This window comes from Bradyrhizobium sp. MI1.3 (assembly GCF_055811695.1).
Genome location: NZ_JBVVPQ010000039.1, coordinates 41,021 through 67,160, shown reverse-complemented (window position 1 = coordinate 67,160; position 26,140 = coordinate 41,021). Strand labels below are relative to the sequence as shown.

Genomic DNA, 26,140 nt, shown 5'->3' with positions numbered 1-26,140 from the left:
CGTCCTTGATTTCTGGAGCTCATTTCTAAGAGGATTTGAGTGAGGTTTCTCGTTCGGAGGGCGTGAAATCAGATGAGGGTGGCTCTCTTCCTAGTTGGCCTCGGTACACTCGCCGTGATGGAGCTCGAGGCGCCGCCGCGCATCACAGAGCCTGCGAACGAGCCGCCGGCTCTGGCAACCGTCGGATTACGTCCCTCACACGATACACTGACCAAGGCAGACCGGCTCGAAATTCCGCGATTCGAAGCGCCACCGCAGCCACTTTCCTCGAGCGAACCAAAGAATCCGTCGGACCACATTCCGATCGTTGCACGAGCACATTCGAAGATCATCGAGCAGGAGGGTAACGCAAGCGGAAAATCCGCGATCATGCTGCCCAGACCTCGGCCCCGGCACGGAATTTTCAAGGCAAGCGCAGGCGCCAGTCGCGCCAAACCGGTCGCGGAGGCGAAGCCATGCCTGTCAGGTGCCTTCGATGGCGTTTTGAAAGCATTGAACCTGCAGACGCGATGCCAGACCTAGCGCACGGATACCTCTGCGTTGGAACGACAGCCGACCCGCGGCTCCCGCCGCATGTGTCAGGGCAAATACGCCGTGCCGAGGAAATCCGACCGCCTCGCCCCGACGAGCGTGGATCCGTTGTCGCCGCGCGGAAGTGGTTGTCCGCGGAATCCATCACGCTCGTTTTTGGAGTGGCAATCGGCCTGGCTTTCGTCGCGAGTTTCGTCCTGGTTCGCGATGCTCAGTTGAAGGGGAGCTCGATCGACAGGGCGGCTGCCAAGGCGCTGGTCGAGCGAATTATCATAGCCGAGTCCAACGGTGACCCGAATGCAAGGAACAAGCGGTCGAGCGCCACTGGCGCCGCCCAGTTTCTCGATGATACGTGGCTCGAAGCCGTTCGAAGGCACCGACGCGATCTGATCAAGGGCCGCAGCGACAAGGAAGTCTTGGACTTGCGCGGAGATGCTGAGCTTACGCGCGAGGTTGCCGCACGGCTGGTCGAGCAACATGCCGCGATGCTGACCAAGCGCGGTCTGCCGGCCACGCCCGGTTCTCTCTACCTCGCCCATTTCGCGGGACCGGCGGGAGCCGTGGCGCTATTTTCCGGCGCAGAAACTGCAGATGCTGCTTCAGTTATGGCCGCCGCTGACATGACGGGTCGAACCACACGCGAAAAGCTGGTCAACGCGAACGCGTTCCTCAAGGCGATGACCGTCGGCGATATTAAGAGCTGGGCCGATCGCAAAATGGCAGTAGTCACTCGGCCTGGCCGTTAGCGGCTCAGATAACTACGCGATTTTGGGGTCGCGAAGCTCTCGGCTGGAAGCCAGCTCGGTAGCCGATCCATAGCGTTCAGGACGGCGCTCCTCCTGGCGTCGAACCTTGCGCGCAACAGGAGCGGGAGCGCCTCCGGCGCCGGCGCGGCTGCACCCTACCGGCACCGTGCCAACACGCCGGCATGTCGCATTGCAGCTGGTCGACGCCAAACGGGGGAACCCATCGGGCAGCGCCCCCGCTGAGCTCCGTTGCTACGGCGACCGAAGAACCCTTACCGCATCCCAGTGTAAACGAGTCCGAAAGTCATGTAAGGCGCCGACGCAACTTTGATCTCCTTCGGATCGAGATAAGGAGCGGTCAGCAGCAACTGGAAGATGGCCCGAGCAGCCATGTATTGCGCTGCGGGGCCGGCTTCTCTCGCTCCCGACTAACAGAACGTTTCCGCATGGACCTGAAACAGACCACCGCCCGCCGCGGCCGCGCCGGTGGATCCAAAGATCAAACAGGGCAAAATCGCCGGCAGGCATGGCGTGAGCACCATGGAGATAAGCACCTGGAATTAGACAGCATACATTACAAATCCGACACACCAACTTTCGGCTATTGTCAGAGTTCGAGCCCGGGTCGAAAATAGTTGAAGCTTAAAACATAGTCTGTACTCTAAGATCTTCGCTACCGATCTCTGCTGTTTCACGGAAAGCGTGAACTGAATGTCACCAATCCCGACTGACAAGATCGCGCTCTTCATCGATGGAGCCAATCTCTACGCGACGGCGAAAACTCTGGGCTTCGACATCGATTACAAGCGTCTGCTGAAGGAGTTTCAGAGCCGCGGGACGCTACTTAGAGCGTTCTACTACACCGCGATCATCGAGGATCAGGAATACTCCTCGATCCGGCCGCTGATCGACTGGCTCGACTACAACGGCTACACCGTGGTCACCAAGGCGACCAAGGAGTTCATCGACGCCTCCGGCCGCCGCAAGGTCAAGGGCAACATGGACATCGAGCTCGCCGTGAACGCCATGGAGCTCGCCGAGCACATCGACCAGATGGTGCTGTTCTCGGGCGACGGCGACTTCCGCTCTCTGGTCGAGGCCGTTCAGCGCCGCGGCGTGCGGGTCACCGTGATTTCCACGATCGCGAGCCAGCCGCCGATGATCGCCGACGAGCTGCGCCGCCAGGCCGACGTCTTCACCGACCTCGTCGAGCTGCAGTCCAAACTCGGCCGCGACCCGTCCGAACGCCCGGCCCCGCGTGATCGTGAAGCGCGTGGACACATGCCAAAATTCTTGCAGGAGCCGAAGGGAAATGACCCACACGACTAGACCCTGAAGGCGGCGCCCGCATTCCGCAAGCGCGGCTCGCGGTGGGCATGTTTGTCGCTTGAGATATGTTGGCGTCGGCTCGTTGTCGCTTGCATGAAAAGGGCGGCATCCGGCATTATGTTTTTGCTGGCGAGGCGAACCTGCTGTGACTCTGAAGAACCCCGACGCTATTGCCGTGATCCTGACCGCCCTCCGGCTTTCTCACGGCGACGAAGCTGCACGAGCCATGCTGGTCGGCGGCATGAGCCTGGCCGCGCTGATAGAGACGATGTTCTCCGCACCGATCGGGCGACGCGATGCCGTTCACAACATCGCACGTGCGTTGGACGACTTCGCCCTTTCGCCGGAACTCGGTCCGGTCTGGCACCTTCGCTACGTTTACGAAAGTCATGGCTCGTTTCGCGTCGTCGATATGGAGATTGCGACGCCAACCGGCACGCTGTCCAGTAAAGACGTTTGGCTTCGTCTGCCCGTCTAGCTATCTCGCCACCTCTGCGATGTGGCCGGTGCTGTCGACGATTAGCGAGCGCGCGGTGCTTTCCTTGACGTAGGTCTTGATCTTTCCGGTCGGCACCTCCTTGGATCTGCGAGTAGCCTGCGGCGCGAAGCTTAGCGATGATCTTCTCAGACGTCAGGCAGAGCGCGGACGAACATGACCAAACCACCATGAGGGCAGCCTGACGAAAGATCGCAGCACTTGCCCTCCCTGCGCGCTCGCCGCCATCGGATGGCGCCTTAGCTTAACCGCCGACCGGCCCCGACAACGTCTCCAAGCCGGCCTCGATTGCCTCGATGTCCTGCTCGATCTGCGCAATCGACAACCTGCAGTCAAAGCCCGCCCAGGCTTTCAGGTCTCCGGCAAGGCGCCGGCGGTGCATCCTCAGCTCCTCAAGCGACTGGCGGTCTTTCAGACTCGCGTAGCCGTCCACAATCAACTCAATCGCACTCGACATGACGCTACTCCGCAAAAACAATTCGGATCTAATCGGATGAGCTTAGTGCAAGCCGAAAGGCTGGCGCAACTTCTACGCTGGCTTCTACACCCAGGCCCTTTTGACTGCAGGGCCCAACCAAGCTTTCGGCAAAATAGGTCAAGATCGTTGACGAGTTGGCAAGGGAGTGGACGCAGTCCTGAGGCAGTGAGCCTGAGGCAGTGAGCCTGACGTATTGAAATCCGCAATTTACCGGTGGTAGTGTTCCACTTTTGCTACTCGCGCTATTTGCTCTGACGCCATCCTGATAGTGCTTTTTTGTGCTGGGGAGGACATTTATGCGAGGCTCTCGCGCAATCGTTTACGCCGAACGACTTAGCGAACTCACTTCTCAGCTCTCAGAATTGGAATATCTTCGAGGCCTGGTCGAAGAAGCAGAGCGCCGCGCTCGCGGTGTGCCCCCATTACGCTTGACACATCCTCCTTCGCGCCGCCTTCGAACTCGTAAACCGGGCGCCATGTCTGTCCGCCTCCGTCGCCACGCGCCACTAGCGCGGAATGCAGGAGCTCTCAGGCCCCCTGACAACGACAACCAAGTCGATCGGACTTTGCTAGAGCCATTCCCCGACGGATGGTGGGCTTCCTCCTAAAGCCACTAGAAGCGCTGACTCGACGAAGAGAGCGATCCAATGCTGGCGGCCCACCCACCCTGAGGAGCAGACGGGTAGCCACCATTCCAGCCCGCGGGTGCCGAGGCTGGTCCGGCCGCACCTATCAATTCTGGACCACCCTTCGCCAAACTCCTGCAACCTGCAACGGCGAGAGTGAGACAGGGAAGACGGTCAGCACGACCTGTGCGGGCTTGAGGTGAGCAACTGCAAAAGCGAATATCACTTGTCGGCGAGAACACCGGCGTCAAGCGGAGGTCATTTCCTAAAGATTGGTTTCAACACCTCAGGAATTGCGATGACGAAAAACGACACCGTGTTCGACACGATGCGACCTGATCCAAACGGACGGAGACAATGGGCCGGCCGACTGGGGACGCGCGAGGCAATAAAACGGGATGGCCTAGAGCTCGACCCTGGCTCGCTCGTTTACTGTCCCCACGAGTGGATCAATGCCGCCGGCTACGTTGACCTCGAACTGGTCCGCAAATACCCGCTGATGTTCGCGGTCTAAAGTCGTGACGAACCAGAGCCGACGCGCAAGCGATCCGCCGTCCGACGAACCAGCGACTCGACGGCTGCTAAGCCGAGCGGTAAAACGCAGGCGTCCAAAGCCGCCCGTGGCACCTGTGCCGTTCGGCACTGAAACAGATCCCAACCGCGAATTTTCCCGGGTCGAACCGGAGGCCGTTTGGTTCTTCGTCTTCTTGCCGATCTTCATGCTGCTCTATTCGATCGTCGAGAAAATGCACGTGAGATAGCAAAGAGCTAAAGGGTCCTGGTCAGAAGAAACCAAAATGCGCGTGCTCGCAATGTTTCTCATCCTCGGAATATGCATCGCTTCGCCAGCGGCCGGACGTCGGCGGTGGGCGACACCTCACATCTGAGCCTCCCGCCATCCACCTGCGCAGCCCCGGTCGAGTGCACCGGCAGGGGCTGGTTGGCTCGAGGGCCGCTAGGCTGGACCGCGGCACGCCCGGGATAACAACTCAGTGAATGAAACTGTCAGCTGGACCCGCGAAGCACCCTGGAAAAAGACCGAGCCGACTTTGTCCGCGCGACTTAAGTGGAGATGTCAAATGCTGACACTCAAAGTGATTGTAGCTGCTCTGGCCGCGGGATTTCTGATTTCGGTTTATTCCGGAGACTTCGGCGCCGATATCGTTCTCGCTATTGCCACGTGCCTTCCGTAGTTGTGCGCGATTGCGGAGTCGCGGCCCGACGCGTCCTAGTCCGGTATGATGCGCCGGGCCTAACCATTCCCTGCTTTCCCCGTAAGGTTTGGCTGAGTCAGAATAGTGCGATTCTACAAGCGGCTGATACGTCTGCGTCTTTGTGCAGCGCTCCTTGCGCTTCGCAGCAAAAGGCCATACCCGCGGCCACACGTTCGACGGACGCGATATACCTCCCAAGCTCGGTCGCGATCTCGACCCTCCCTTGATCATTTTGATCAGCGTCTGTACCTCGCCCTCGGTCCCACTGCTTAGGTTCGTGGTTTCGCACGCGCCAAGCTCCGGTTCGCGGGAGAATAGCAATATCGTTCCGTTCTTGGAACAAAATGCCCACTGCAGGGATTTCGGTTCCACCGAATTGTATTTGCAAACGAGACCAAGCTGGGGCAGAATTTTCTGCACCGGGGCTGGCTGCATATTTCACTTGGTCCTTTTGACCCGGCTTCATTTGACCACGCGGGGCCGCAGCGATTTAACCACCTGCTGCGGCCTTCGCCGTATGGCCGCCAGCGTGACCGGCGGGCCGAAAATGGCCGCTCGACAAAGCGTCTGGTTTGCTTCCCATGCATGCAGGCGATCACGAACTCCCGCTTTGCGCGACCTTGTCCCTCTCCTTTTTCGCCCGCACTCGAAAAACCACGTTCGGTAGCAAGCTACTGGCACTTTTCCAATTTCTGAGGGTTGCGAGGCGCGCCCTGCTGAGCCTGTGCAGCGCCTCCGACCAAAGCCAGAGCAATGGAAGCGGCCTAATCATTCTGCGCACTCCTACCTGCCGTCGATCAAATCGCTACAAGAAAATAGTGGCACCTGCCTCGGCATCGCTCTCAATCAATGCGAGCAGAAAGACCCTCGACTGCCCTTGGATTGTAGCATGGCAATGCTGGCGTGAGCCGGCGGGCTTTGGGGTATATTTTCTAAAAGCGAACTGAACCCCCACACCGCGCGCCTATACTGATCAGTATCCGGGATTTTTGCTAATCCTCTCCCGGGGCTGGACGGATATCAGGCCGCCGGGACAAGGTATTGTTTGCCCGGCGGCTTCATCTTCGTTTGTCGGCTCAGGGGAGCGCCTGCGAGCGTGACGCGGCGGACGTTCAGGCGACTTTTCCCCACCTACAACAAGCGGTCGCTCGCGCGTTCCGAGCCACCAGGAATCGATAATTTGCGAGATACCTAAGATGCCAGCTTTGCTGGCGGCATGCGCGCTCCTCGGCACACGAAATGGTCCGGCCACTATCCGCCCCGCAGTCCTGCGGAATGGCTGGCTGACGCCATGTGACCTGCAACATCGAATGCTTGAACGGCTGTTGCGATCGCAAGGTGGACGTGCGGCTCGAGACACTCCCGCAGGATCAGCCGTGGTCGCGCGTCGGCTTGCGCCTGGTCTGCTCAGACCGCGGCGCCGCAGGATCTGTGCATATCGTCCCGAACTGGCATGACAGCAGCGGGCAAGTCAGGCCAAGCATAGGCTTGAGGTTTTGATTCCAGCGATGAAGCACGTCACCGAACGCCCTTTTGCAGATCCAAAAGCCGCAGGCCGCCAGCTCGTCCAGCTGGCTTCGGGCATCGAGGCGATACAGGACGGCAGAATCCATATCGAGAAGATCAACTACTCCTCCCTCTACACGCTCCAGGGAAGCGGCGCGGAGTTCGGCGCCGGCATCAGGCGCGCTGTCGAGAAGGGCTGGCTGGAGCTGCACGAGAGCGGTACCTACGTGCGGCTGCTGAAAGCCGTAGGAACCTAGCATCACTGCCCGGCTTGCTGTCTCGCTAGCTCTCTTCCTCGAGCTGGCGGAGCGGCCCCCGCATCAACCCTCAGGCCCCCAAGCCGGGATCGTCTCTCGTTCGAGCTTAGCTTGGCTCTTGTTTCGTGCGGCCAATTCCTGGTCCAGGGCCTTCAAGCGAACGAGGAGATTTTCAACGATCTCCATGCAATCGGAATGCCGCAATGATTGCACGCCGCGCGCTGCCAGCTCGCGCTCCGAGATAGTCGCCCCGATGCTTTGGATGCTCACAAATCCCCCCGCAGAAAACATTGCCCCTCAGGTGCACTCAAGGGAAAGGCCGCAGCGTGGTTCCAGCCCCACTGCGGCCATCCCGGGCAACTACAAATAACTTGGTCTCAAATCTCGCCGGTGTTCCGACAGTAGAACACCCCGTTCCGAAAATGGACTCCGGACAACTACCGGTGGCGCCTTGTCACATTAGAGCGAACATGGCACGGCTTGCTTTCCCGCCCCTAATGCTCTCGGCTGCCCATCCAATTGCGGATTTGAGCGCCGGGAGTGCTAGGCCGGCCAGCGTGAACCGGCGAAAGAGGCCGCCTTACTGGCGGCCCCTCGATCGTTCTCTAGTCCACGCAGGACTGCCACGGTGCGCCGGGCCTGCCGCGAGTAACGCCTCAGAGAGTGACACGCTGGTTTAAGTTTTTACGCCAGCCTGAATCATGCACTTAGTGCGTGAGCTTTAAAGGACTGCCGTGAGCGAGGCTTCACAGGGGAAGGCCTGCTGTAGTTCGCACCCTAACGGTCACAATCGACGGTGTTGCGCATCACGGGACATATTTCGTCCAGAACTCCATCGTGTACCTGCAGTCGGCGCTTGGAAGTAAGGCAACCCACGTGGGAGGGGTGCCGCCAGAAATGACGGCCAAGCTGCTCCTGTCTGAACTCGTTCGCACCGGCGCTGGGGCAACGCACTAAGATCAGAACCAGCTGCGGTTATTTTGAAAGCACGCCTGTTTGGTGCGGTCCCAGATGAAATCCCCGCCGCCGCAGGGTGGACGGGGGCGAGAGGTCGCCGGGCATTCGTTCCGAACCTTGGCTCCCGTGCCCCAGCCGTCAACGACACATGCGCCACCGGTTGTCCTGTGACAGCCCTCGCCACAGCCACCCGCTGCGTGCGCCGCACTAGCAGCAGTGAGAACCGAGGTCGCGAGGAGCATTCCTTGTAAGATTTTTATCACTGCCAGACTCCTTGAAAGCGAATGACCGGAGCGAGAAGGAAAGATCATAACTCCTGCCGTGCCGCTTAGCTACGATCAGCGCGGCGCGAAGTTGCCGGCCCCGCGCGAACCGATCGACGATGCGCTCCGCTGTTCAAAGCTGTTGATCTAGCATTTTACAACCTGTGGAAAAGGAAGCCAGGTCAGCGCAGCTGTATTTTTCGAACCATCCACCTGCGCCCGTACTGGGACGTTCTGTTGCGGAGACGCGTGTGAGCCACTTTTTTTCAGTCCTGCTATTGCTGACCACGTTGATGCTTACGCTGTGTTTTGGCGTCGCAGCGTGGCGCGTTTCCGATGAGGCGGCGCTGGTAAGGCCGTAGCAATGGCAGTGCCGCAGTATCGGGCACTGCTCAGATAGGTGACCTGGGCTCAAAACGCCCACGCCGGCGCTGGGCCTGCAGGCCTGCGTATGTGTTGTTATGGAAGGACGGGCCGATTGGATTTCACGAGCCTGTCTATTTTGAATCGAATTAGCAATCTTGTGAACTAAATCACTGCATAATCTTTCGTTGTGCTGTTAGGATTCATTTATTGATTTGCCAGGATGCTCAACGCAAAAGATCGAGCGCGACCGCGTCGTGATGTTCGCGCGAAGCAGATTTGATTCTGCCGGCTTGTGTGTGCCATTCCGACGATTCAGGTGTCGGATCAAAGTCGCCGCGTAAGAATGTTCATTTGGAGGAAGCCAATGAACGAAACCTTCTTACCCAAGCGTTTAACCTATTGCTGTCGTTCAGTGCCGTTGAGAACACTCGTTGCGACCTTACTGGTTGCTGCGCCTGTCGCGCTTGCGTCTGCGCAGACCGTTGCTCCCGCGGAAGGCGCGTCGAGCGGCCAAAATAGCACTATGCGCATCAATCGAGACGACGAGGGCGCCCCCCTTTCGCTCGAGGCCGTCCAGGACGGGGTCAAAAACTTCGGATTGCGCCGGGCGGGCGTTGGGCTACCTAGTGCGACGAGCGCGGATGACACCAAACGCCGCGACTTCGGGCCGACCAAGTCTGACGAATCAGTGGCGGATCGGTTGGTTCCCCCTGTCGATCGCAAGCCGCCGCGCGATGCACTTCCGCATCGGGGCACTGAGGCGACAACAGTCCAAACGGAGGCGCCCAACAGGCCGCTCTCTGCGCCAAAGGATCGCCCGAAGCCTCCGGCCAATTATCCTTCGCGCGGCGCGTCGGATGTCCGATCGTTTGAGGCCTATCGGCTTGGGTTCTCGGGAGGGACGACGACACCGGCCACCGGGATCGACCCGCGCATACGATCGGATTTAGCCGCAGGGGAGCGGACTGAGACCTATGCCTTTCTGCTGATGGATTTCCTGCCGGACGCGGCCACGGAGCGCACGCTGATGAGCGAGTTCGGGGTCGCATCGCTCGGGCTGCATGGGACAGCACTCAAGGTCCGCGTCCCCCTGCAAGCCCAGGCGTTGGAGGGTATTGCCAGATTGCCCGGGTTTAGATCACTGGCTTACCCCTTGCCCGACCAAAAATTAGCGCCGGAGCTGAGATCTGCCATCGAGCGTTTCGGGGCCGAGGTGGTTCGATTTCCAATTGTCATCAGCCTGTTTGAAACTGATCCCAAAACTTCGTTCGCCGAACGGGTCCAAGCTACGGGTGCGGAGGTCGGTCGCTACGACCCGGTGTTGCGGAGCTATGAGGCTCTCGCAACACCCGAACAGATCCGCATTCTTTCCGGTTTGGATTTCATCCTGTTCATCGAAATCGAGCGTCGCAGCGGCGGCGGACACGATCAGAGCATGGCTACGAATGGCGTCGATTACATCCGAGCGTCCGGCTTCCTGGGTGCGGGAACTGTGTTGGGCTTACTCGACACCGGCGCCATGTTGGGAAGCGCGGCGGCAACCATGCACCAAGACCTCAACAAGAACGGTTGCGGGATTAATTTCACGAGCGACGCTGCGGGCGTTTGGAATGATCAGAATGGCCATGGCACTCACGTCCTCGCAACCATCTCCGGAACTGGGGCTGCGAAAGCGCGGTTCCGGGGCGTCGCAACTGCGGTCGGTTCGCGTGAGCGCATCCGGGTTGGAAAGATCTGGAAATCGACCAACACTGGACAAAACTCTTGGTTGCGGGACGCAATCGACTACATGGCGGACCCGACCAGCTGCGACGCGCCACGCCCCTCTGTCATCAATCTGAGCGGTGGGGCGAGCGGATCGGGACAGACTGGAACCGATTCCGAATCGCGCAAGCTCGACGCCCGCGTCTGGGAAACACGCCAGGCCTACATCGTGTGCTCCGGCAATAACGGCCCGGGCGCACAATCGATCTGGTCTCCCGGCGTGGCCAAGAATGCTCTTACGGTCGGAAACGTGCAGGACGCGGGATCGAGCTTGGTTGGCGAATTGTCCGGCAGCAGCAGCCGCGGCCCGACCGGCGATAATCGGATGAAGCCAGACCTCGTTGCAACAGGTGCTGTCGTGACCTCCGCGCAGGCGGGAACGACGGATGGTTATGTGGATAAGAGCGGATGCAGCATGGCAACGCCACATGTCAGTGGCATCGCGACGACGTTGCTGGAGCACTATCCTGATTTCAGAGATCGACCGCACTTGCTGCGTGCCCATCTCATGGCTTCCGCTACGCTGCATTCGGACGAGGTCAGTCCGGCGAACAACACCGGTGGCGGACGCAATGATTTTGGGCTCGGACGCGTCTCCGATTATCAATCGCATTGGGCGCGCCTCGACCCCAACGGCTGGAGCGGCCATTGGGCGTGGATGACAATCACCGACAAGTCTTGGGGCTTCTTCGACATCGACGTGCCTCGGGGTACCAAGCGGGTCGTCGCTGTGCTTACTTGGGACGAGCCCGAAGCGAGCGCAGGGGCATCACAGGCGGTGACATACGATGTTGACCTGTGGGCCGATCCCGGCGCCAGTTGCACGCCGGACGCAGTTGGACAATGTGGTGGCTGGGCCTCGCAGTCTAATATCGACAACGTCGAATATCTCATCATCGACAATCCGCCTCCTGGCGTTCTCCGGCTCAAAGCAATCAACTGGAGAGCTCCCTCATTTGGCTTGCCGGTGGCAATCGCAGCTAAAATCATTCGCGGCGATCCAACGCCTGCGATTTCGATGACGGCTACGCCGAGCACAACGTCTCCCGCGATCGGCTCGACCTTCACAATCAAGACAACCATTTTCAACCCGAGTTACGAGGCATATGGGGTTCAGGTGTCAGCGGCGGCGGGGTCTAGCGGTCTAAGCCTGCTCGGGGTCTCGACCACCCGCGAGGATGGCGTGGCGATGGATTTTTCAAATGCGGCCAGCCTCACACTTGGCACTGTAACGGAGGCCGATACGCGCTCCGCCATCTGGAAATTCAGTGCCACCTCGCGAGGCCCGCAGACCGTCCGCTTCAGCGGCCGGTCCAACAATGGCGGCACCGTCTTCAAGAGCGTGACTGTTACACCTTGAGCACCCAGGACTGAGTTTGACCAAGTCGCCTGAGACATTCACACTTTGCTCTCAGCTCAGAGTTCACGGTCAGCCGACTCACGAATGAATAGTTGTTGACTCCAGGGGAGAGCACGCGAGGGTTCGAGACGATAGCCCGAATAGCGGACCTCTCCGAGATCAGCAGCTTCGGACCAGAGGCCGACCTTCCGCAGAGATTTTCGGATCCGTCAGTTAACGGATTAGTAACGGCTTCTTGCCAGCCTGAATCATTGCAGATCGTCGCAACTGCGACTTCAGAAGCATATCGTCTCTCTCAGTTCTCGGTTGGCAGTCTCATCAAGGGACAAGTCCGCTATGTGCAAGGGAATTCTGATTTCGCTTAGTGCGCTGTTCTTTTTGCTGGTTTGCGATCAGTTCTGGTCGAACGGCCGCTATACGGACGTTGCTATCGTGATGGCGAAACACATCAGTCGCTCTTTCGGTGTCTGATGCAGCCAGTTTCACGAGCTCGAAATGACTGTCGCAGATGCTCTTGACGCATTGAACCAGAGAGAATGCCCGGATTGCGGGTCAAAAAAGATGTTATCTGGATTGCGGGTTGACATTGCGGAGCACTTGGAATGCCTCGCCTGTGAGGCACGCTTTTACGTTGCTCCGCGACCTCCACATGCCATAGTTTTCATCCGACAATAGGTCCATGCGAGAATCAACAAGCGCTTGCATTGGTCAACAGCGCCTGCCGTCATTGCCGACCACCTACCTGCAGCCGCGGCAGATCGTAAGCTTGCGCTGCAATACCTCATCTACTTGCTCAACCAGGTGCTGTGCCGCGATGTTGTCTGCCCCCGAATTGGGCTAGGAAGGTCTTGCTGCGCGGGCTTCATGGTTCGCGCCGCGTAACCTGACGTTTTACTATCGTCAACCGTGCCGACGCTAAAGCCATCGTAGTCCCCGGCTGGGCTGAGGACCGACGCAGGCGCGCCGATCAATGGTGTAGACAAAACCTTGTCCGACGCTGCCGGCCGGAGAGCGTCGGTCCGCGATGACGGCCCGCCATTGGTCTTCGCCGAAGGCCTTGGATTCTTGGCCGGCGCCGGTGGCGACGATACTTTGGCCGCCGCCGTTGTCGGCCAGGCATTCTTAGGGGTGGCCGGAGTGCCGGCTCCCGTTCGCTCGACGGCGGAGCGAGCGGAAGCGGCGGAGCGACTAAGGTCTGACCTTTGGCGGCGCCCTGCTACCAAACGCCAGCAGACACGAAGCCAACGACCAACAGCGTCGCGCTTTTCATCCGCGTCATTCAAACGGCTTTGGTTGACCATTGACGCATGATCCTCCGAAGTATCCAGCTCATATGGCGATCAACGTTGACGGAAATGGGAGGGAGGGGCGTCTGCACGAATCCGGAGCTTATTTCATAACGTGGCGCGCACGGCCCGCTCTCGAGTCAACGCACCGCTCTCATGGACATGATGGACGAGACCAGACACTGCCTATCGATCAAAGTGTCGCATTGCCGACTGATACAGGCCAATAGAGCTGACTTTTCTTATCCGGCTCGGTTCGACTAAAACCAGTTGGACACAAAGGAACCGCGTCGATTGTCGCGTGGCTAGTCGAATGGCCGACCAACCAGTATTGCCGGCATGAGCGAGGTATCATACTGATATGCAAGGGTCATCCCCAGTCAACGAAGGCCTCCTGAATCAGCGCCTCATAGAGCTCGGGTCAATAGCGAGCTGGGCGCCGCAGACCCTTTCGGACCTCGAAGGTTTTATTCGCGCCTCCGGCGACTATGATCTCTTTCGAGTCAATCCTATCCAATATGCGACTGCCAACGGCCTAAGTGACGCCGAAGGAATCGAGCTGTTCGTGCACGCCGCTAAGGTTGGCCTATTCGAGATGCAGTGGCTGCTCATCTGCGCCTATTGCCCGCAGGTCGCCGGCACTTTTCGTGAGCTAGACCAGGTTCATCCACGTTTCCAATGCGAATTCTGCAACGCCCTCAATGAGGCGGCGCTTGACGACTACATCCAAGTCACCTTTACGGTCTCGAGTTCGGTTCGCGACATCCTATATCGTCATCCGGACATGCTGTCCGTCCAGGACTACTATCTCCGTTACAACTTCTCCAAGGACTTCAAGCCCCCGCACGGAATGACACACGAGCAACTCGTTGCGGCACTCTCGCGGGGATTTGCCGATATCGAGGCGGGTCAGCGGTTGAACTTTGAATTCGCCGTAACGGCCGGCCGATTCGAGGTGCTCGATCTTAGCCATAAGCTTCTTTTGGTTTTCTTCGCGAACGGTGAACCGGCGGAACGCCAAGAAACGCTGGTCCAGCTCGAATCGGGCCGGTTCGTAGTTGCTGATCGGCCCACTGGACCGAGAAATATGATCCTTGGCGACGGACGCTTTGCGTTTCGACAGACGGCCGATCTTAGCCCAGGCAAACACATCATCCACATTGAGAACCGCACCAAGGATCGAGGCCGCTTCTGGTTTCTCCAGTATCCTTCCCAGTTCCAGCCCCATCTGGTCGAGTATGAGCCTTTTCTTTCCGGTAAGCGATTATTGCTCACCCCCTGCTTCGCCGAACTCTATAAGACTCAATTGGTGGACGAGCGCGATAGTCTAGCCGTTTCCGACATCACTTATCTGTTCACTGATCTAAAGGATTCGACTCCGCTGTACGAAAGCATCGGCGATGTGAATGCCTACTTTCTCGTCCGTCAGCACTTCGACATTTTGAATAAGATCATTAGGAATCGATCTGGCACGATCGTGAAGACGATCGGCGATGCAGTCATGGCTGGCTTCGAGCGTCCACAGGATGCCGTTGTTGCATCCGTCGAGATGATCGAAGAGCTGTCGCGATTCAACAAAACCGCTTCGCGGCCGCTCGGCCTCAAAATCGGCGTGCACAGAGGCAGGGCCATCGCCGTAAGGCTCAACGATCGGATCGACTACTTCGGACAGGACGTGAATATCGCCGCCCGTGTGCAAGGTCTAGCCGGTGTCAACGAAATATGCCTGACAGAGATGGTGATGGAGGCTCCCGGAGTCAGTGACATCGTCAAAGGATGCCCGGCGTCGCGCGACTACCAAAACTTGAAGGGCATCGGTCAGAAAATGGAAATACATCGGTTCAAAATTTCTCCCACGCAGAGATGAACGACCGCGCCCGTCCTGCGCAGCGGCAGACCGATTCTCGGCTGCGGTTTACCGCCAATTTTCGGCGCTGCTGCGTTGGTCTCCTGTATATTCCCGGCGGACGACGCCAGCAGGCATCAGCGTGTCTGCGTTCCCAAGCCGCGCGATCGTTCGGGTATCCTTCATTATGGAATATCGAAGTCGAGTTTACATCAAGATCGTGTTGCGGAAAGCCCGCCTGGTTAGTTACTGAGCTAGAGGGATTCCACGTGTGGCCTTAGCACGTCAACCGTCTCAATCAGCCCCGCAGCTTCCATCACGAGCAAGAGCTCCGCCGGCGTCATTTCCGGTTTCTTGAAGCGTTCGCGCATACACCGAATGGGCTGCAACAGCGCGAGCTTCGTCGAGTGCGATAGTATCCGCAATGAAAGCGTCGGCCGATTTCGCCTCCATGTTCAGGTCGGAAAGAACTGCCGCGGGAAAGTCCTTAAGGTTTTCCGGGGCCCGTCAACAAAGTCAGCCACGTGTTTACCCTCGGCCATGTCGCCGAGATGCTTGGAGAAGACGAGGAATGGCTGTTCGAGGTCGCCGAAGAAATGGACCCCGAGGATGGCCAGCTATGGGTCGTGGGCGTCGGTGAAGATGGGGTGATGGCGTTCACCGATGAGGGGATCGAGAACCTCAAAGAGCTGATCGCAATCCACAAAGAGGACCCTAGCATCATCGAAAAACGCCGCCAAGTGCTCGCTGCGACGATGAAGCCGAAAACCGAGGAGTCCGACGAGCTCTAACGGTTAACTGGAAAGATCAGCGCGCTGCGGCCTACCGCGTAGGGTTACGTTTTCCGTTACGATCATTGCGACCTGCGTCTTGGCCGCCGCAGCAACAACGTGATGATCGCCAGGATCGGGGAGCCCAGCCGCAACGGACAAGAAGTTGTCAAAATCCGTAACCATGGCATCTTCAAAGGCAGCTTCCATGCTGGCGCGCGCCCGCTCTGCACGCGCCGCGGCATCGGCAAAGCCTTTGGCGTTCAGGATCTCCTCGATAGCTGTTTCGGTCTCATCCAGAACGCGGCTTGACCAGCGGAGACGAAAAAATTCCGCCTCCGCCAATGAGAGAAGCAGGTTCCTTTTGAGCGCGCTTGCAAGCGAGCACGCATCGACGAATGCGGTGAAGCGGTTTGCAAACAAGCTTACAGGTGCTCCGCGTCCTGCTCAGCGAGATTCGCAAGCGCTTTGCCCCGCTTCTCATCACGCGTGCGCTTATATGCGAATAGGTCCTCTGCCCTAATCCTGCGATGACGCCCCACTGTCACGTGCTGAATTTCGTTCTTTTCGAGCAGCGAGACCAGAAACGGACGCGAGACATTCAGAATGTCGGCAGCTTGCTGCGTGGTCAACATCTCATGCACAGGCACAAGCGTCACCGCATCGCCGCGACCGATATGCCGCAGCAATTCCATCAAAAGACTCGATAGCGCCGGCGACAAGGTTATCTCAGCAGCCTGCTGTGCATCGTCGAGCAGTCGCAGTTTGGCATCTCCCGTCGCATGCGAAGCGAGTATCTGACGAAGCTGGTTGGCTGCCGCCTTCTCGCTCGCGGAAGGCAGGCGAGTACCTCCCAGCTCTTCAGCGTAGGCTGGCATCGTCATCGTATCTTCTCCCCTGTACGGCCTTTTGTATAGGCCATATTCGAAATAAACGCAACAAGCGAAATAAACGAAATGGCCCAAAGTTCCTGACCAGCTGGGTCCCTGCCCTTTGTCCCAAGCCGATCCTTGGGAACTTTTGGCGTTTGCCGTGCCTCATGAGCTGGTCGGCTAGGAATAAATTCCAAAATCTATGTTCTGCGAACAAATAAAATTTAGCTATATCAATGGCTTCAGCCAGCTCGCCCGACATTTGAACAGAGAGATTCTTAGACCGTCATCGATTGCTCCGCATTGGCGAAGTGATCTCGCGCACGAGCGCGCACGCATCGACGCCCGAGTGTCTCCTCGCCATATGGACTGGGCATTGGGGCGAGTCTGAAGCAGCAAAGGGTTTCTTGGTCCCGAATACAGGGCCTTCCTAGGAGGCGTTCGCCCGAGATCATTCGCGAGCCGCACGGCGGCGCTACCGGCGTTCGTGCCGGCGCAGCCTTGGTAGGCTGGCGCCGAGTTCGAACGGCTGAAGGATCCAAGATATCCTAGCGCCCTCGGCGCCGGAATGCAGAGGAACTTCGATCGAAATTCGGTCGATCAGGCTTGCCGGGTTTGAATTTCGAACAGTTTCGGCATGCCCCCGCAACCAACAATCCAGTCCCAGCAACCGCTTAAGCCCAGAACTCTGCTTTGGCACGCAATCTGCGTAGCTCCCCCTTGCGTCCCTCGCCTCGAAGCGGAGGACAGAACAAAGCTTTCACAACGGGAGGGAATGCATGAGTGAGCACAAGACCAACGGCGCGCGTAAACATGAAAGCCTGGACGCCATCGTGATCGGCACTGGGGTTGCCGGCCTTTACCAGCTCTACAAGCTGCGCGACGAGCAAGGCCTCAAGGTCAAGGCCGTCGATACCGCCACGGGCGTAGGCGGCACCTGGTACTGGAATCGCTATCCGGGCGCACGGTTCGACTCCGAGGCCTATATCTACCAGTACCTGTTCTCCGAGGAGCTCTACAAAGGCTGGAGCTGGAGCGAGCGCTTCCCCGGTCAGCCTGAGATCGAAAAATGGCTCAACTACGTCGCCGACAAGCTCGACCTGCGCAAGGACATCCGCTTCAGCACGACGGTCGCTAGCGCCGTCTTCAACGAGGCGACCCAGCGCTGGACCATCACGACCGACGCGGGCGACACCATCGACGCGCAGTTCCTGATCACCTGCTGCGGCATGCTGTCGGCGCCGCTGACGTCGATGTTTCCCGGACAGGACACCTTCAAGGGCACGCTGGTCCACACCGGGCGCTATCCGAAGGAGAAGCTCGATCTCGCCGGCAAGCGCGTTGGTGTCGTCGGCAATGGCGCCACCGGCATCCAGGTGATCCAGACCATCGCCGGCGAAGTCGGCAGCATGAAGGTGTTCGTGCGCACGCCGCAATACATCATCCCGATGAAGAACCCGAAATACGGGCCGAAGGAGGTCGAGGCTTACAAGGCGCGGTTCGACGAATTCCGCAAAACCCTGCCCCACTCGTTCACCGGCTTCGAATACGACTTCACCAACGGCAAGTGGAAGGATCTCAGCCCGGAACAGCGTCATGCCGTTCTGGAGAAGATCTGGGATGAAGGCTCGCTTCGGCTGTGGCTCGCCTCCTTCGTGGAGATGTTCTTCGAGGAGGATGTCAGCGAGGAGATCTCCGAGTTCGTCCGCAAGAAGATGCGCGAGCGCCTCAAAGATCCCAAGCTGTGCGATACGCTGATCCCGACGGACTATGGCTTCGGCACGCATCGCGTCCCGCTCGAGAGCAACTATCTGGAGGCTTACCACCAGGCGAACGTCGAGCTGATCAGCGTGAAGAACAACCCGATCAAGCGGATCACGCCTCAAGGCATCGAGCTCGCGGACGGAACGTCGTATGAGCTGGACGTGATCATCCTGGCCACCGGCTTTGACGCCGGCTCCGGTGCCTTGACGCGCATCGACATTCGTGGCCGCGGCGGTCGCTCGCTGAAGGAGGAGTGGAGCCGCGACATCAGGACCACGATGGGGCTTCAGGTTCACGGCTACCCGAACCTCTTCACGACAGGCGCGCCGCTGGCGCCGTCGACAGCGCTCTGCAACATGACGACATGCCTTCAGCAGCAGGTCGAGTGGATCAGCGATTGCATCGCCTATCTCAAGAAGAACCACCTAAGCGTCATCGAGCCGAGCAAGGATGCGCAGGATGCCTGGGTCGCGCATCACGATGAGGTCGCGAACACGACCCTCGTGACCAAGACGAACTCCTGGTACATGGGCTCCAACGTCGAGGGCAAGCCGCGCCGTCTGCTCTCCTATATCGGCGGCGTCGGAACCTATTGCCAGAAGTGCGATGAGGTCGCCTCCTCGGCCTATCCCGGCTTTGCCAAGCAGTAACGACACAAGGGGCCGCGCAACCATTTTTGGTGGCGCGGCCCTGCACCCGCATCATCACAACAATTCGGAGCAACACATGACCAAGGAATTCAAGTCGGCGGCTGACGCCATTCTCAAGGAGACGGTCACGACGGGCCAAGGCGTCCCGGGCGTGGTGGCGATGGTGACCGATCGTACCGGCAACATCTACGAGGGCGCCGCCGGCAAGCGGCGCATCGACCAACCGGCCCCGATGACGGCCGACAGCAGTTTTGCCATTTTTTCGACCACCAAGGCAATCACCGGCACGGCCGCGCTGCAACTGATCGAGGAAGGCAAGCTCGACCTCGATGCCCCGGCACGAACCTACGCCCCCGACATCGGCAAGCTGCAGGTGATCGAGGGCTTCGATGCCGAGGGCCAGCCCCGGCTTCGTGCCCCGAAGGGTGAGGTGACCACGCGCATGCTGCTGCTGCACACTGGCGGATTCGGCTATGATTTCTTCAACGAGAACTATCTGCGGCTGGCGACCGACCACGGACAGCCGAGCGTGATCACTTCGTCGAAGGCCGCCCTCATGACGCCGCTGCTGTTCGATCCCGGCTCGAAATGGGAGTATGGCACGAACGTCGACTGGGCCGGGCAAGTGGTCGAGGGCATCACCGGCAAGCGGCTTGGCGAAGTTTTCGCCGAGCGCATCTTCAAGCCGCTCGGCATGAGCGACACGACGTTCGAGATCAACGATGCGGTGCGCGGCAAACTTGCCGGCGTGCACGCGCGCAACGCCGACGGCTCGCTGACCCCGATGGACTTCGAATTGCCTGCCAATCCCGAGGTCCATATGGGAGGCCACGGCCTCTACAGCACGGTCGGCGACTACATGCGCTTCATCCGCATGTGGCTGAACGACGGTGCCGGCCCGCACGGCCGGGTGCTGAAGCCGGAGACCGTTACGATGGCCGAGAAGAACCAGCTCGGTGATCTCAAGGTGACGGCGCTGCCCGGCGTCATCAAATCGCTGTCGAACGACGCGGAGTTCTTCCCGGGTCTGTCGAAATCCTGGGCGTTCACCTTCATGGTCAATGACGAGAAGGCGCCGACCGGCCGCCCGGCGGGCGCGCTCGGCTGGGCTGGTCTGGCGAACCTGTTCTACTGGATCGACCGTCAGAATGGCTTCGGAGGCTACTGGGCCACCCAGATCCTGCCCTTTGCCGACGTCGCTTCGTTCACCGGCTATATGCGTTTCGAAACCGCCTTCTACGACAGCCTGAGCCAGCGCAGGGTCGCCTAGCTTCTGCCGGCTCGATGCCTTCATTCCGCCTCCGATCTCACTCTTTTTGCGGTGCGGTCGGAGGCGAGGCAAATGGCACCAAGGTCGGGATACGCGATTGCGCGTTTCCATGGATGGCCTCACAATCAGGAGATAAAAGCTCGGGGTCCGGCAGATCGTTTCGGACTACTCAGCGCGTCGAAGGAGGGAACGTGTTGGGTCAGGCGCCAGAGGATGCTTTCGCAAATCCATCTATCGAACGCGACGTCCTGACGAGCTGGGAACGCTTCCTATCCGGAAGCAACAGCACGCGTCAGCAGATCGTGCGGTCGGCTATTACCGATTCGTGGCAGCGCTGCCAGAAATCGGACGTCGACTACCGGCGTGGCCAGGCTCCGATGCCGATCAGGGATGACAGGCTGCAGCGCCTGCTCGACAAGCGCAACCGCCTCGTTCAGGCCGGTGCTTCGACGATGGCGCTGGCGCGCGACTACCTGCTGGAAACCGGCACCGTGATGGTGCTGACCGATGCCGACGGCATTGTTTTGCGCTTGGAGGGCGACACCAAGCTGGCGCTGCGCGATGCCGTTGAAAAAACCCACCTGCTGCCCGGCAGCAACTGGAGCGAGACGACCTGCGGGACAAATGCGATCGGCACTGCATTGCAAACCGGGCAGCCCATCCAAGTGCATGCCACGGAGCATTTCTGTTCCGGCATCCACCGCTGGACTTGCTCGGCCTGCGTGATCCGCGATCCCATCGACGGCGCTGTGATCGGCGTGATCGACATCTCCGGACTATCCTCGTCTTATGGGCGGCCGGCCCTCGCATTGGCGATTTCGGCGGCCGCGCGCATCGAGGCTCAGCTGCTGCAGATGGAGCTGGACGCCCGCTACCGGCTGCTCGACCAATGCTTCTGGATGCTGCCGCCTTCGGATCGGCATCATGCCGTGCTGTTCGACAGCGCCGGACGTCCATTCAAGGCCAGTGGAGAGATGTCGCAGATCATGCGCGACCTGGGCGCGCCGGGATGTCAGTCCGGCTTTCCCCATCTCGGCAGCCGCGACGATCAGCTCTTTGGCGCCTCCCGTCCGGCATGGATCAAGGAGGAATGGCTGAAGCCGGTGGTGCAAGGGGGTGAACACCTCGGCACCGTGATGGTGGCGCCGAAGCCGGCCCCTTCGGGCAAACTGTTGTCAGCTGCGCGAGGCGAGTCCCAGGCCTTTGCCAATACCGTCTACAGCAGCCCGAAGATGCACAACGTGGTCGAGACGTGCCGTCGCGTCGGCATATCAGCTGCTCCGGTCCTGCTGCTTGGCGAGACCGGCGTCGGCAAGGAGGTGTTCGCGCACGGACTCCATGCCGTGTCGCCGCGCCGGAACGGCCCGTTCATTGCCGTCAATTGCGGCTGCGCCTCGCGCGAACTGCTTGCCAGCGAGCTTTTCGGCTATGTCGACGGCGCATTCACCGGCGCCCGGCGCGGCGGCGTGGCGGGGAAGATCGAAGCCGCGGCGCGGGGCACCCTGTTCCTTGACGAGATCGGCGAATTGCCGCTCGACCTCCAGCCCATGTTGCTGCGGGCGCTCGAGAACGGCGAGATCAGCAGGATCGGCGAGACCGCAGTGCGCAAGGTGGACTTCCGCCTCGTCGCCGCGACCAATCGCGACCTGCAGGCGGAGGTGGACGCCCAGCGTTTCCGCAAGGACCTATTCTACCGGCTGGCTGTCGTCCCCGTCGGCATACCGCCGCTGCGCGAGCGCTGCGAGGACATTCCGCTGCTGGTCGATCACTTCGTCGCCCAGGCAGCGGCGCGCTACGGTCTTTCCGATCGCCGGTTTGCGCCGGAGGCGCTTGCGCAGCTTCAGCGCCATGATTGGCCCGGCAATGTCCGCGAGCTGCGCAATCTGGTCGAGAGCCTCATGCTGACCAGCAACGGCGAGCTGATCGAACCTTCGGACCTTCCCGATGCCATCCGGGGAACGGAACGAACAAGCGAGCACAATCCGGGCCTGTCTCTCGCCGAAGCGTCCGAACGTGACCTGATCGCGCGCACGCTCCGCTCGTGCAACGGCAACGTGACGGCCACCGCGGCCGCTCTCGGTCTTGCCAAGAGTACGGTCTATGCGAAGTTGCATCGTTATGACATTCGCTTCGAGCTGCGTAGTAAATGGTGACATTGGAAGCGCTGGTTGAGTTGCATGTTTGAGTATGGAGCTTTCAGTATGGAGCGCAAAGGAAGGTAAGAGCGCTCTATTTCTTTGGTTTGTATCTGGCAGAGGCTCTGCGGCTTTCCGCGCCGAGCACGACGACCAAATAAAACCATATCCCTCAATGCCTTACGCCGTGGCCACCGCATTGCGCTGCTTCAAAAGTCGAGATTGCCTCCCGACCTCCTTACGACGCGCTTGCTTGTCTTCGCCGTATGGTGTCCCGTTGGCGGCCTGCGTCGGCTCTTCGACCGTGCGGATAGAAGCTGGCTCCATTGCTTGGGCGTGGGTTCCTTGGTCACGAGAACCTAGCTTCCCTTCTCGGTAACAGTGCTCGTCGAATGGACAGCTTGATTCCTTCGTATGATGGAGCGAATTATTGAAGCGACCCCAAGCGGACTTGCGCCCCATACTAAAGCAAACGCCCCGGATCACGCCGGGGCTTTGACGTTGGATATCGCGGTCAGATCGCCGAAGAACAAATTTCCCCTTCCGTTTCTTGGCCCGACTCGGACCTCCGGCCATATGGCGTTTTGCGCCGCTACTAAGGGCATAGCAGACGTCAAGCGCGCCTCGCACGATGCGACGCGGTCGCGCAGCGGTGAGTTTTGGGGCGGGGCGTCTCGAAGGATGCGCCGCAAGGACGCCACCCGCCAGGTTCACGCTGCCGTGCTGCGCGGACTCTCCGCTGTTTCCTTGTCCGTCTCCTTGTCGCGAGACAGCCATGCTGGAAAGCGAAGCAGGCGTTCGTTGCCGTCTTTCGGCAGCTCGATGGGAGCTTCATTGGACGAACTCGGGAGGTCCAGTGCTACGTGGCCGACTCGCACCGCATCCGCGCGCTGATCCAGTTCGCGCAGCAGGGGATCGAGCACACTGTCGATTTCGGTCGCCACCGACACGAGGAAACTATTAAGCTCGCGAGCCTCGGGCACAACTGCTGCAGCCGACTCGATCGCCTTGGAGAGACCATCGACGACGGGTGCAAACGCGCCGGCGGCTTGCCTGATTCGGGATTTTATCGCTTCGATTTCGCCCAAAACGCGATCACGCTCCCGCCTGGACTTCTCCTCCGAAAGGCGGGCTTCAATTTCGGCGATCTGGGCCGTCAGGGTCGTGGCTTCGGATGCGAGTGCATCGCGTCTTCCGCGCGCGCGATCAAGATCGCGGCTGAGATTGTCCAGTAAATCGTCCTTTCCGAACATGGCTTTGCTCCGTAGGACAGCCGTTTTGGTCTGTAGGACGGCCTTGGCGCGAACCGCCAGCCGGTTGAGCGACCGAAAGGCTGGATCGGCCGAAACAGGCATCAACTTCGGTCGCGTCACATGGGCCGACATGGTGATCCCCCACTCGTCCACATTAGCCGCCGGCATGGTTAACAAGTGGTTAATGTCAACAGATGATACACGGGGCACCATGCCGGCGACGCCGCCTTTGTCTCCTCGCCGCCATCCATTTCCGCTATAATCGCTGCGGTAGCATCACCCGGAGGCGCATCCCGTGGAGCACGCACCGAAACCCGAGCCCAAATACCTCGTCATCTGCTGTGACGGCACCGGCAATGAGAGCTCCGAAAACATCTCCGTCCTGAAGCTCTATCGCTGCCAGCGCAAGACGGACAGGACGTCGCTGCGGCTGCCGGAGTCGGGCGCGGTGACGGCACTCGTAACGTTAACCGTCCATTAACCAACGCGGCCTAGCCTGCGGTAATCGTCCAGCCATCATTAGCTCGAAATGCCTTCCCGGTTCGCTCCAGGAGAAGCGCCGATGTGCGTTGAGTTGTTGACGTATGCCGATCTGGGCGCCCAACTCAGTATCTCCCGAGAGGCCGCGCGTTCGCTTGCGAGACGCCGCCGGTTGCCGCGCTCGCAGTCGGAGGACGGCAAGGCCCTGGTGAGCGTTGATGTCTCCGAGCTCCGGTACACACCCCGCCCACGACGCGCCCGCCGGGCCCCGATCGATGCCTCCCTGGCACAGATCGAAGCAGTCAAGATCGAGGCATTCAAGGCGGAGGTCGCGCGGCTCGAGGCCGTCGCAACTGCCTACAGAGCAGTGTTCGAGCGCGAGCGCGCCGATCGCCTCGCCGTCGAGTTGACGCAAGCGGCCGCCGAGACGACGGCCGCCAATGCGTGGGCGGCAATACTGGAAAACGAAGTGGCGGTTCTGCGGAACGGTCGCCACGCCGGCGGCGCGATCGCGGGACAAGCCGCGCGTCGTCGATTGGGACATCTGGCCGCTGCGATCGTGGAAGCAGACCGCCCGAGTCGCAGGTAGCACTCGATCCTCATCTCCATCCCCGGCTTGCCGGAGCAATCACGAGGGAATAATGACTGGCACCACCGATATCCACGAAATGAAGGCCCGCATCGTCGTGTTTGGTGTCGGCGGCGCCGGCGGCAATGCGGTCAACAACATGATCACGGCCGGGCTGCAAGGGGTCGAGTTCGTGGTCGCCAATACCGACGCGCAGGCGCTGGCCATGTCGAAGGCGAGGCACCTCATCCAGCTCGGCACAAAGGTGACCGCAGGCCTCGGCGCCGGCTCGCAGCCGGAATTAGGACGCGCCGCAGCCGAAGAGGCGATCGATACGATCCGGGATCAATTGACTGGCGCACACATGGTGTTCGTGACGGCTGGCATGGGTGGCGGCACCGGCACCGGCGCTGCCCCCATCGTCGCCAGGATCGCGCGCGAGCTCGGCATTCTCACGATCGGCGTGGTCACCAAGCCATTCTACTTCGAGGGAAAGCGCCGCATGCGCTTTGCCGAAGCCGGCATCGAGGAGTTGCTGAAGACGGTCGACACCCTGCTGATCATCCCGAACCAGAACCTGTTCCGGGTGGCCAGCGAGAAGACCACGTTCGCCGATGCCTTTGCCCTTGCCGACCAGGTGCTTTATTCCGGCGTGGCCTGCATCAGCGACCTCATCGTCAAGGAAGGCCTAATCAATCTCGATTTTGCCGACGTCCTCTCCGTCATGAAGGAGAAGGGCAAGGCCATGATGGGACGGGGCGAGGCCTCCGGCGAGAAGCGCGTGCTTGCCGCTGCTGTGGCCGCGATTTCCAATCCATTGATCGAGAATCCCTCGATCAAGCGCGCCAGCGGCCTCATCATCTCCATCACCGGCGGCAAAGATCTCATGCTGTACGAAGTCGACGAAGCTGCGACCCGCATTCGCGACGAGGCCGACCCGGACGCCAACATCATCGTCGGCGCGTCGTTTGACGATAGCCTCGACGGTATCGTCCGCGTCTCAGTGGTGGCGACCGGAATCGATAATCTCGACCCGGAGTCTCGGGCGCAACCGGTGGAAACCGCCATCGCCCAGCTCGCGGGCAGGCTGCGCAACGACGGCCGCCGCATCGAGCGCAGTGCACCCCTTCCGCAAGCGGAAAGCCCGCCGCTCCGCTCCGAAGCGCGACAGCCCGTAGGGCAACCGGCAAGGGCGGCTCCGGAATATGCGCGCCACGCCGCCGACCGGCTGCTCGATCCTTACGGCCGCACAGCTGCGCCCAATACGCCCGATGAAGCTATTCTCGATATCCCGGCCTTCCTGCGCCGCGCCGCCAACTGAACGGTCGCAGGACGGGAGTTACGGTCGTCATG

21 protein-coding genes are annotated in these 26,140 nt (G+C 60.0%); 14 read left to right on the top strand and 7 right to left on the bottom strand.

Translation table 11 applies throughout. The annotated features are described in order from the left end of the window. The first annotated feature begins 117 nt into the window (after positions 1-117). The 4 genes from AC0L3A_RS25770 to AC0L3A_RS25755 all read left to right on the top strand — a co-directional run bounded on the left by AC0L3A_RS25770 (position 118) and on the right by AC0L3A_RS25755 (position 3,084). Complete coding sequence (locus AC0L3A_RS25770; protein ID WP_473255414.1) at positions 118-522, top strand: hypothetical protein; 405 nt, start codon at positions 118-120, stop codon at positions 520-522. A 137-nt stretch (positions 523-659) separates the two neighbouring features. After that, positions 660-1,277, top strand: coding sequence for a lysozyme family protein (locus AC0L3A_RS25765; protein WP_219685687.1), 618 nt, complete (start codon positions 660-662; stop codon positions 1,275-1,277). Between the two features lie 711 nt (positions 1,278-1,988). Continuing rightward, complete coding sequence (locus tag AC0L3A_RS25760; protein WP_354129495.1) at positions 1,989-2,606, top strand: LabA-like NYN domain-containing protein; 618 nt, start codon at positions 1,989-1,991, stop codon at positions 2,604-2,606. Between the two features lie 145 nt (positions 2,607-2,751). Beyond that, positions 2,752-3,084 carry a hypothetical protein gene (locus tag AC0L3A_RS25755; protein WP_007601852.1) on the top strand — a complete coding sequence of 111 codons (333 nt, stop codon included), beginning with the start codon at positions 2,752-2,754 and terminating at the stop codon, positions 3,082-3,084. A gap of 262 nt (positions 3,085-3,346) precedes the next feature. Here the strand turns inward: AC0L3A_RS25755 and AC0L3A_RS25750 are convergent, their stop codons facing one another. Beyond that, complete coding sequence (locus AC0L3A_RS25750; protein WP_007601850.1) at positions 3,347-3,559, bottom strand: hypothetical protein; 213 nt, start codon at positions 3,557-3,559, stop codon at positions 3,347-3,349. Between the two features lie 1,050 nt (positions 3,560-4,609). Beyond that, complete coding sequence (locus AC0L3A_RS25745) at positions 4,610-4,927, bottom strand: hypothetical protein (protein ID WP_354171570.1); 318 nt, start codon at positions 4,925-4,927, stop codon at positions 4,610-4,612. Positions 4,928-6,928: 2,001 nt separating this feature from the next. Between AC0L3A_RS25745 and AC0L3A_RS25740 the strand changes: the two genes are divergently transcribed. Continuing rightward, positions 6,929-7,183: a hypothetical protein gene (locus tag AC0L3A_RS25740; protein ID WP_219681390.1), complete on the top strand. Its 255-nt coding sequence runs from the start codon at positions 6,929-6,931 to the stop codon at positions 7,181-7,183. Between the two features lie 959 nt (positions 7,184-8,142). Here AC0L3A_RS25740 and AC0L3A_RS25735 read toward each other — a convergent pair. Further along, complete coding sequence (locus tag AC0L3A_RS25735; protein ID WP_083870004.1) at positions 8,143-8,382, bottom strand: hypothetical protein; 240 nt, start codon at positions 8,380-8,382, stop codon at positions 8,143-8,145. A 751-nt stretch (positions 8,383-9,133) separates the two neighbouring features. Here AC0L3A_RS25735 and AC0L3A_RS25730 point away from each other — a divergent pair. Both AC0L3A_RS25730 and AC0L3A_RS25725 read left to right on the top strand, forming a co-directional pair. Next, positions 9,134-11,893: a S8 family serine peptidase gene (locus AC0L3A_RS25730; protein WP_007601843.1), complete on the top strand. Its 2,760-nt coding sequence runs from the start codon at positions 9,134-9,136 to the stop codon at positions 11,891-11,893. A 1,647-nt stretch (positions 11,894-13,540) separates the two neighbouring features. Beyond that, positions 13,541-15,046 carry an adenylate/guanylate cyclase domain-containing protein gene (locus AC0L3A_RS25725; RefSeq protein WP_007601821.1) on the top strand — a complete coding sequence of 502 codons (1,506 nt, stop codon included), beginning with the start codon at positions 13,541-13,543 and terminating at the stop codon, positions 15,044-15,046. A 233-nt stretch (positions 15,047-15,279) separates the two neighbouring features. Here the strand turns inward: AC0L3A_RS25725 and AC0L3A_RS25720 are convergent, their stop codons facing one another. After that, positions 15,280-15,369, bottom strand: a complete 90-nt coding sequence (locus tag AC0L3A_RS25720; protein ID WP_473255413.1) for a hypothetical protein — start codon at positions 15,367-15,369, stop codon at positions 15,280-15,282. 180 nt (positions 15,370-15,549) lie between these two features. Between AC0L3A_RS25720 and AC0L3A_RS25715 the strand changes: the two genes are divergently transcribed. Beyond that, positions 15,550-15,816, top strand: coding sequence for a hypothetical protein (locus AC0L3A_RS25715; protein WP_473255409.1), 267 nt, complete (start codon positions 15,550-15,552; stop codon positions 15,814-15,816). 3 nt (positions 15,817-15,819) lie between these two features. Here AC0L3A_RS25715 and AC0L3A_RS25710 read toward each other — a convergent pair whose 3' ends face one another. Both AC0L3A_RS25710 and AC0L3A_RS25705 read right to left on the bottom strand, forming a co-directional pair. After that, positions 15,820-16,218, bottom strand: a complete 399-nt coding sequence (locus AC0L3A_RS25710; protein ID WP_473255408.1) for a PIN domain-containing protein — start codon at positions 16,216-16,218, stop codon at positions 15,820-15,822. A gap of 2 nt (positions 16,219-16,220) precedes the next feature. Further along, positions 16,221-16,679 (bottom strand): helix-turn-helix domain-containing protein, encoded by a 459-nt coding sequence (locus AC0L3A_RS25705; protein WP_007601819.1) that lies wholly within the window; start codon positions 16,677-16,679, stop codon positions 16,221-16,223. Positions 16,680-17,446: 767 nt separating this feature from the next. Between AC0L3A_RS25705 and AC0L3A_RS25700 the strand changes: the two genes are divergently transcribed. The 3 genes from AC0L3A_RS25700 (at position 17,447) to AC0L3A_RS25690 (ending at position 22,504) form a co-directional block, all read left to right on the top strand. Beyond that, positions 17,447-19,081, top strand: coding sequence for a flavin-containing monooxygenase (locus tag AC0L3A_RS25700; RefSeq protein WP_473255407.1), 1,635 nt, complete (start codon positions 17,447-17,449; stop codon positions 19,079-19,081). Positions 19,082-19,157: 76 nt separating this feature from the next. Then, positions 19,158-20,351: a methyl acetate hydrolase AcmB gene (acmB, locus tag AC0L3A_RS25695; RefSeq protein ID WP_007601813.1), complete on the top strand. Its 1,194-nt coding sequence runs from the start codon at positions 19,158-19,160 to the stop codon at positions 20,349-20,351. A gap of 452 nt (positions 20,352-20,803) precedes the next feature. Then, on the top strand, positions 20,804-22,504 hold the full coding sequence (locus AC0L3A_RS25690) for a sigma-54-dependent Fis family transcriptional regulator (RefSeq protein ID WP_473255406.1): 1,701 nt from the start codon (positions 20,804-20,806) through the stop codon (positions 22,502-22,504). Between the two features lie 692 nt (positions 22,505-23,196). Here the strand turns inward: AC0L3A_RS25690 and AC0L3A_RS25685 are convergent. Beyond that, on the bottom strand, positions 23,197-23,871 hold the full coding sequence (locus tag AC0L3A_RS25685) for a hypothetical protein (RefSeq protein WP_035994494.1): 675 nt from the start codon (positions 23,869-23,871) through the stop codon (positions 23,197-23,199). Between the two features lie 163 nt (positions 23,872-24,034). On the opposite strand from AC0L3A_RS25685, the gene AC0L3A_RS25680 reads away from it, so the two are divergent. The 3 genes from AC0L3A_RS25680 (at position 24,035) to ftsZ (ending at position 26,108) form a co-directional block, all read left to right on the top strand. After that, entirely contained in the window at positions 24,035-24,220 is a 186-nt protein-coding gene (locus tag AC0L3A_RS25680) for a hypothetical protein (RefSeq protein WP_473255415.1), read from the top strand. 81 nt (positions 24,221-24,301) lie between these two features. Beyond that, positions 24,302-24,808 carry a hypothetical protein gene (locus AC0L3A_RS25675; protein WP_354129545.1) on the top strand — a complete coding sequence of 169 codons (507 nt, stop codon included), beginning with the start codon at positions 24,302-24,304 and terminating at the stop codon, positions 24,806-24,808. 52 nt (positions 24,809-24,860) lie between these two features. Continuing rightward, positions 24,861-26,108, top strand: coding sequence for a cell division protein FtsZ (gene ftsZ / locus AC0L3A_RS25670; RefSeq protein WP_473255405.1), 1,248 nt, complete (start codon positions 24,861-24,863; stop codon positions 26,106-26,108). The last annotated feature ends 32 nt before the right edge of the window (positions 26,109-26,140 follow it).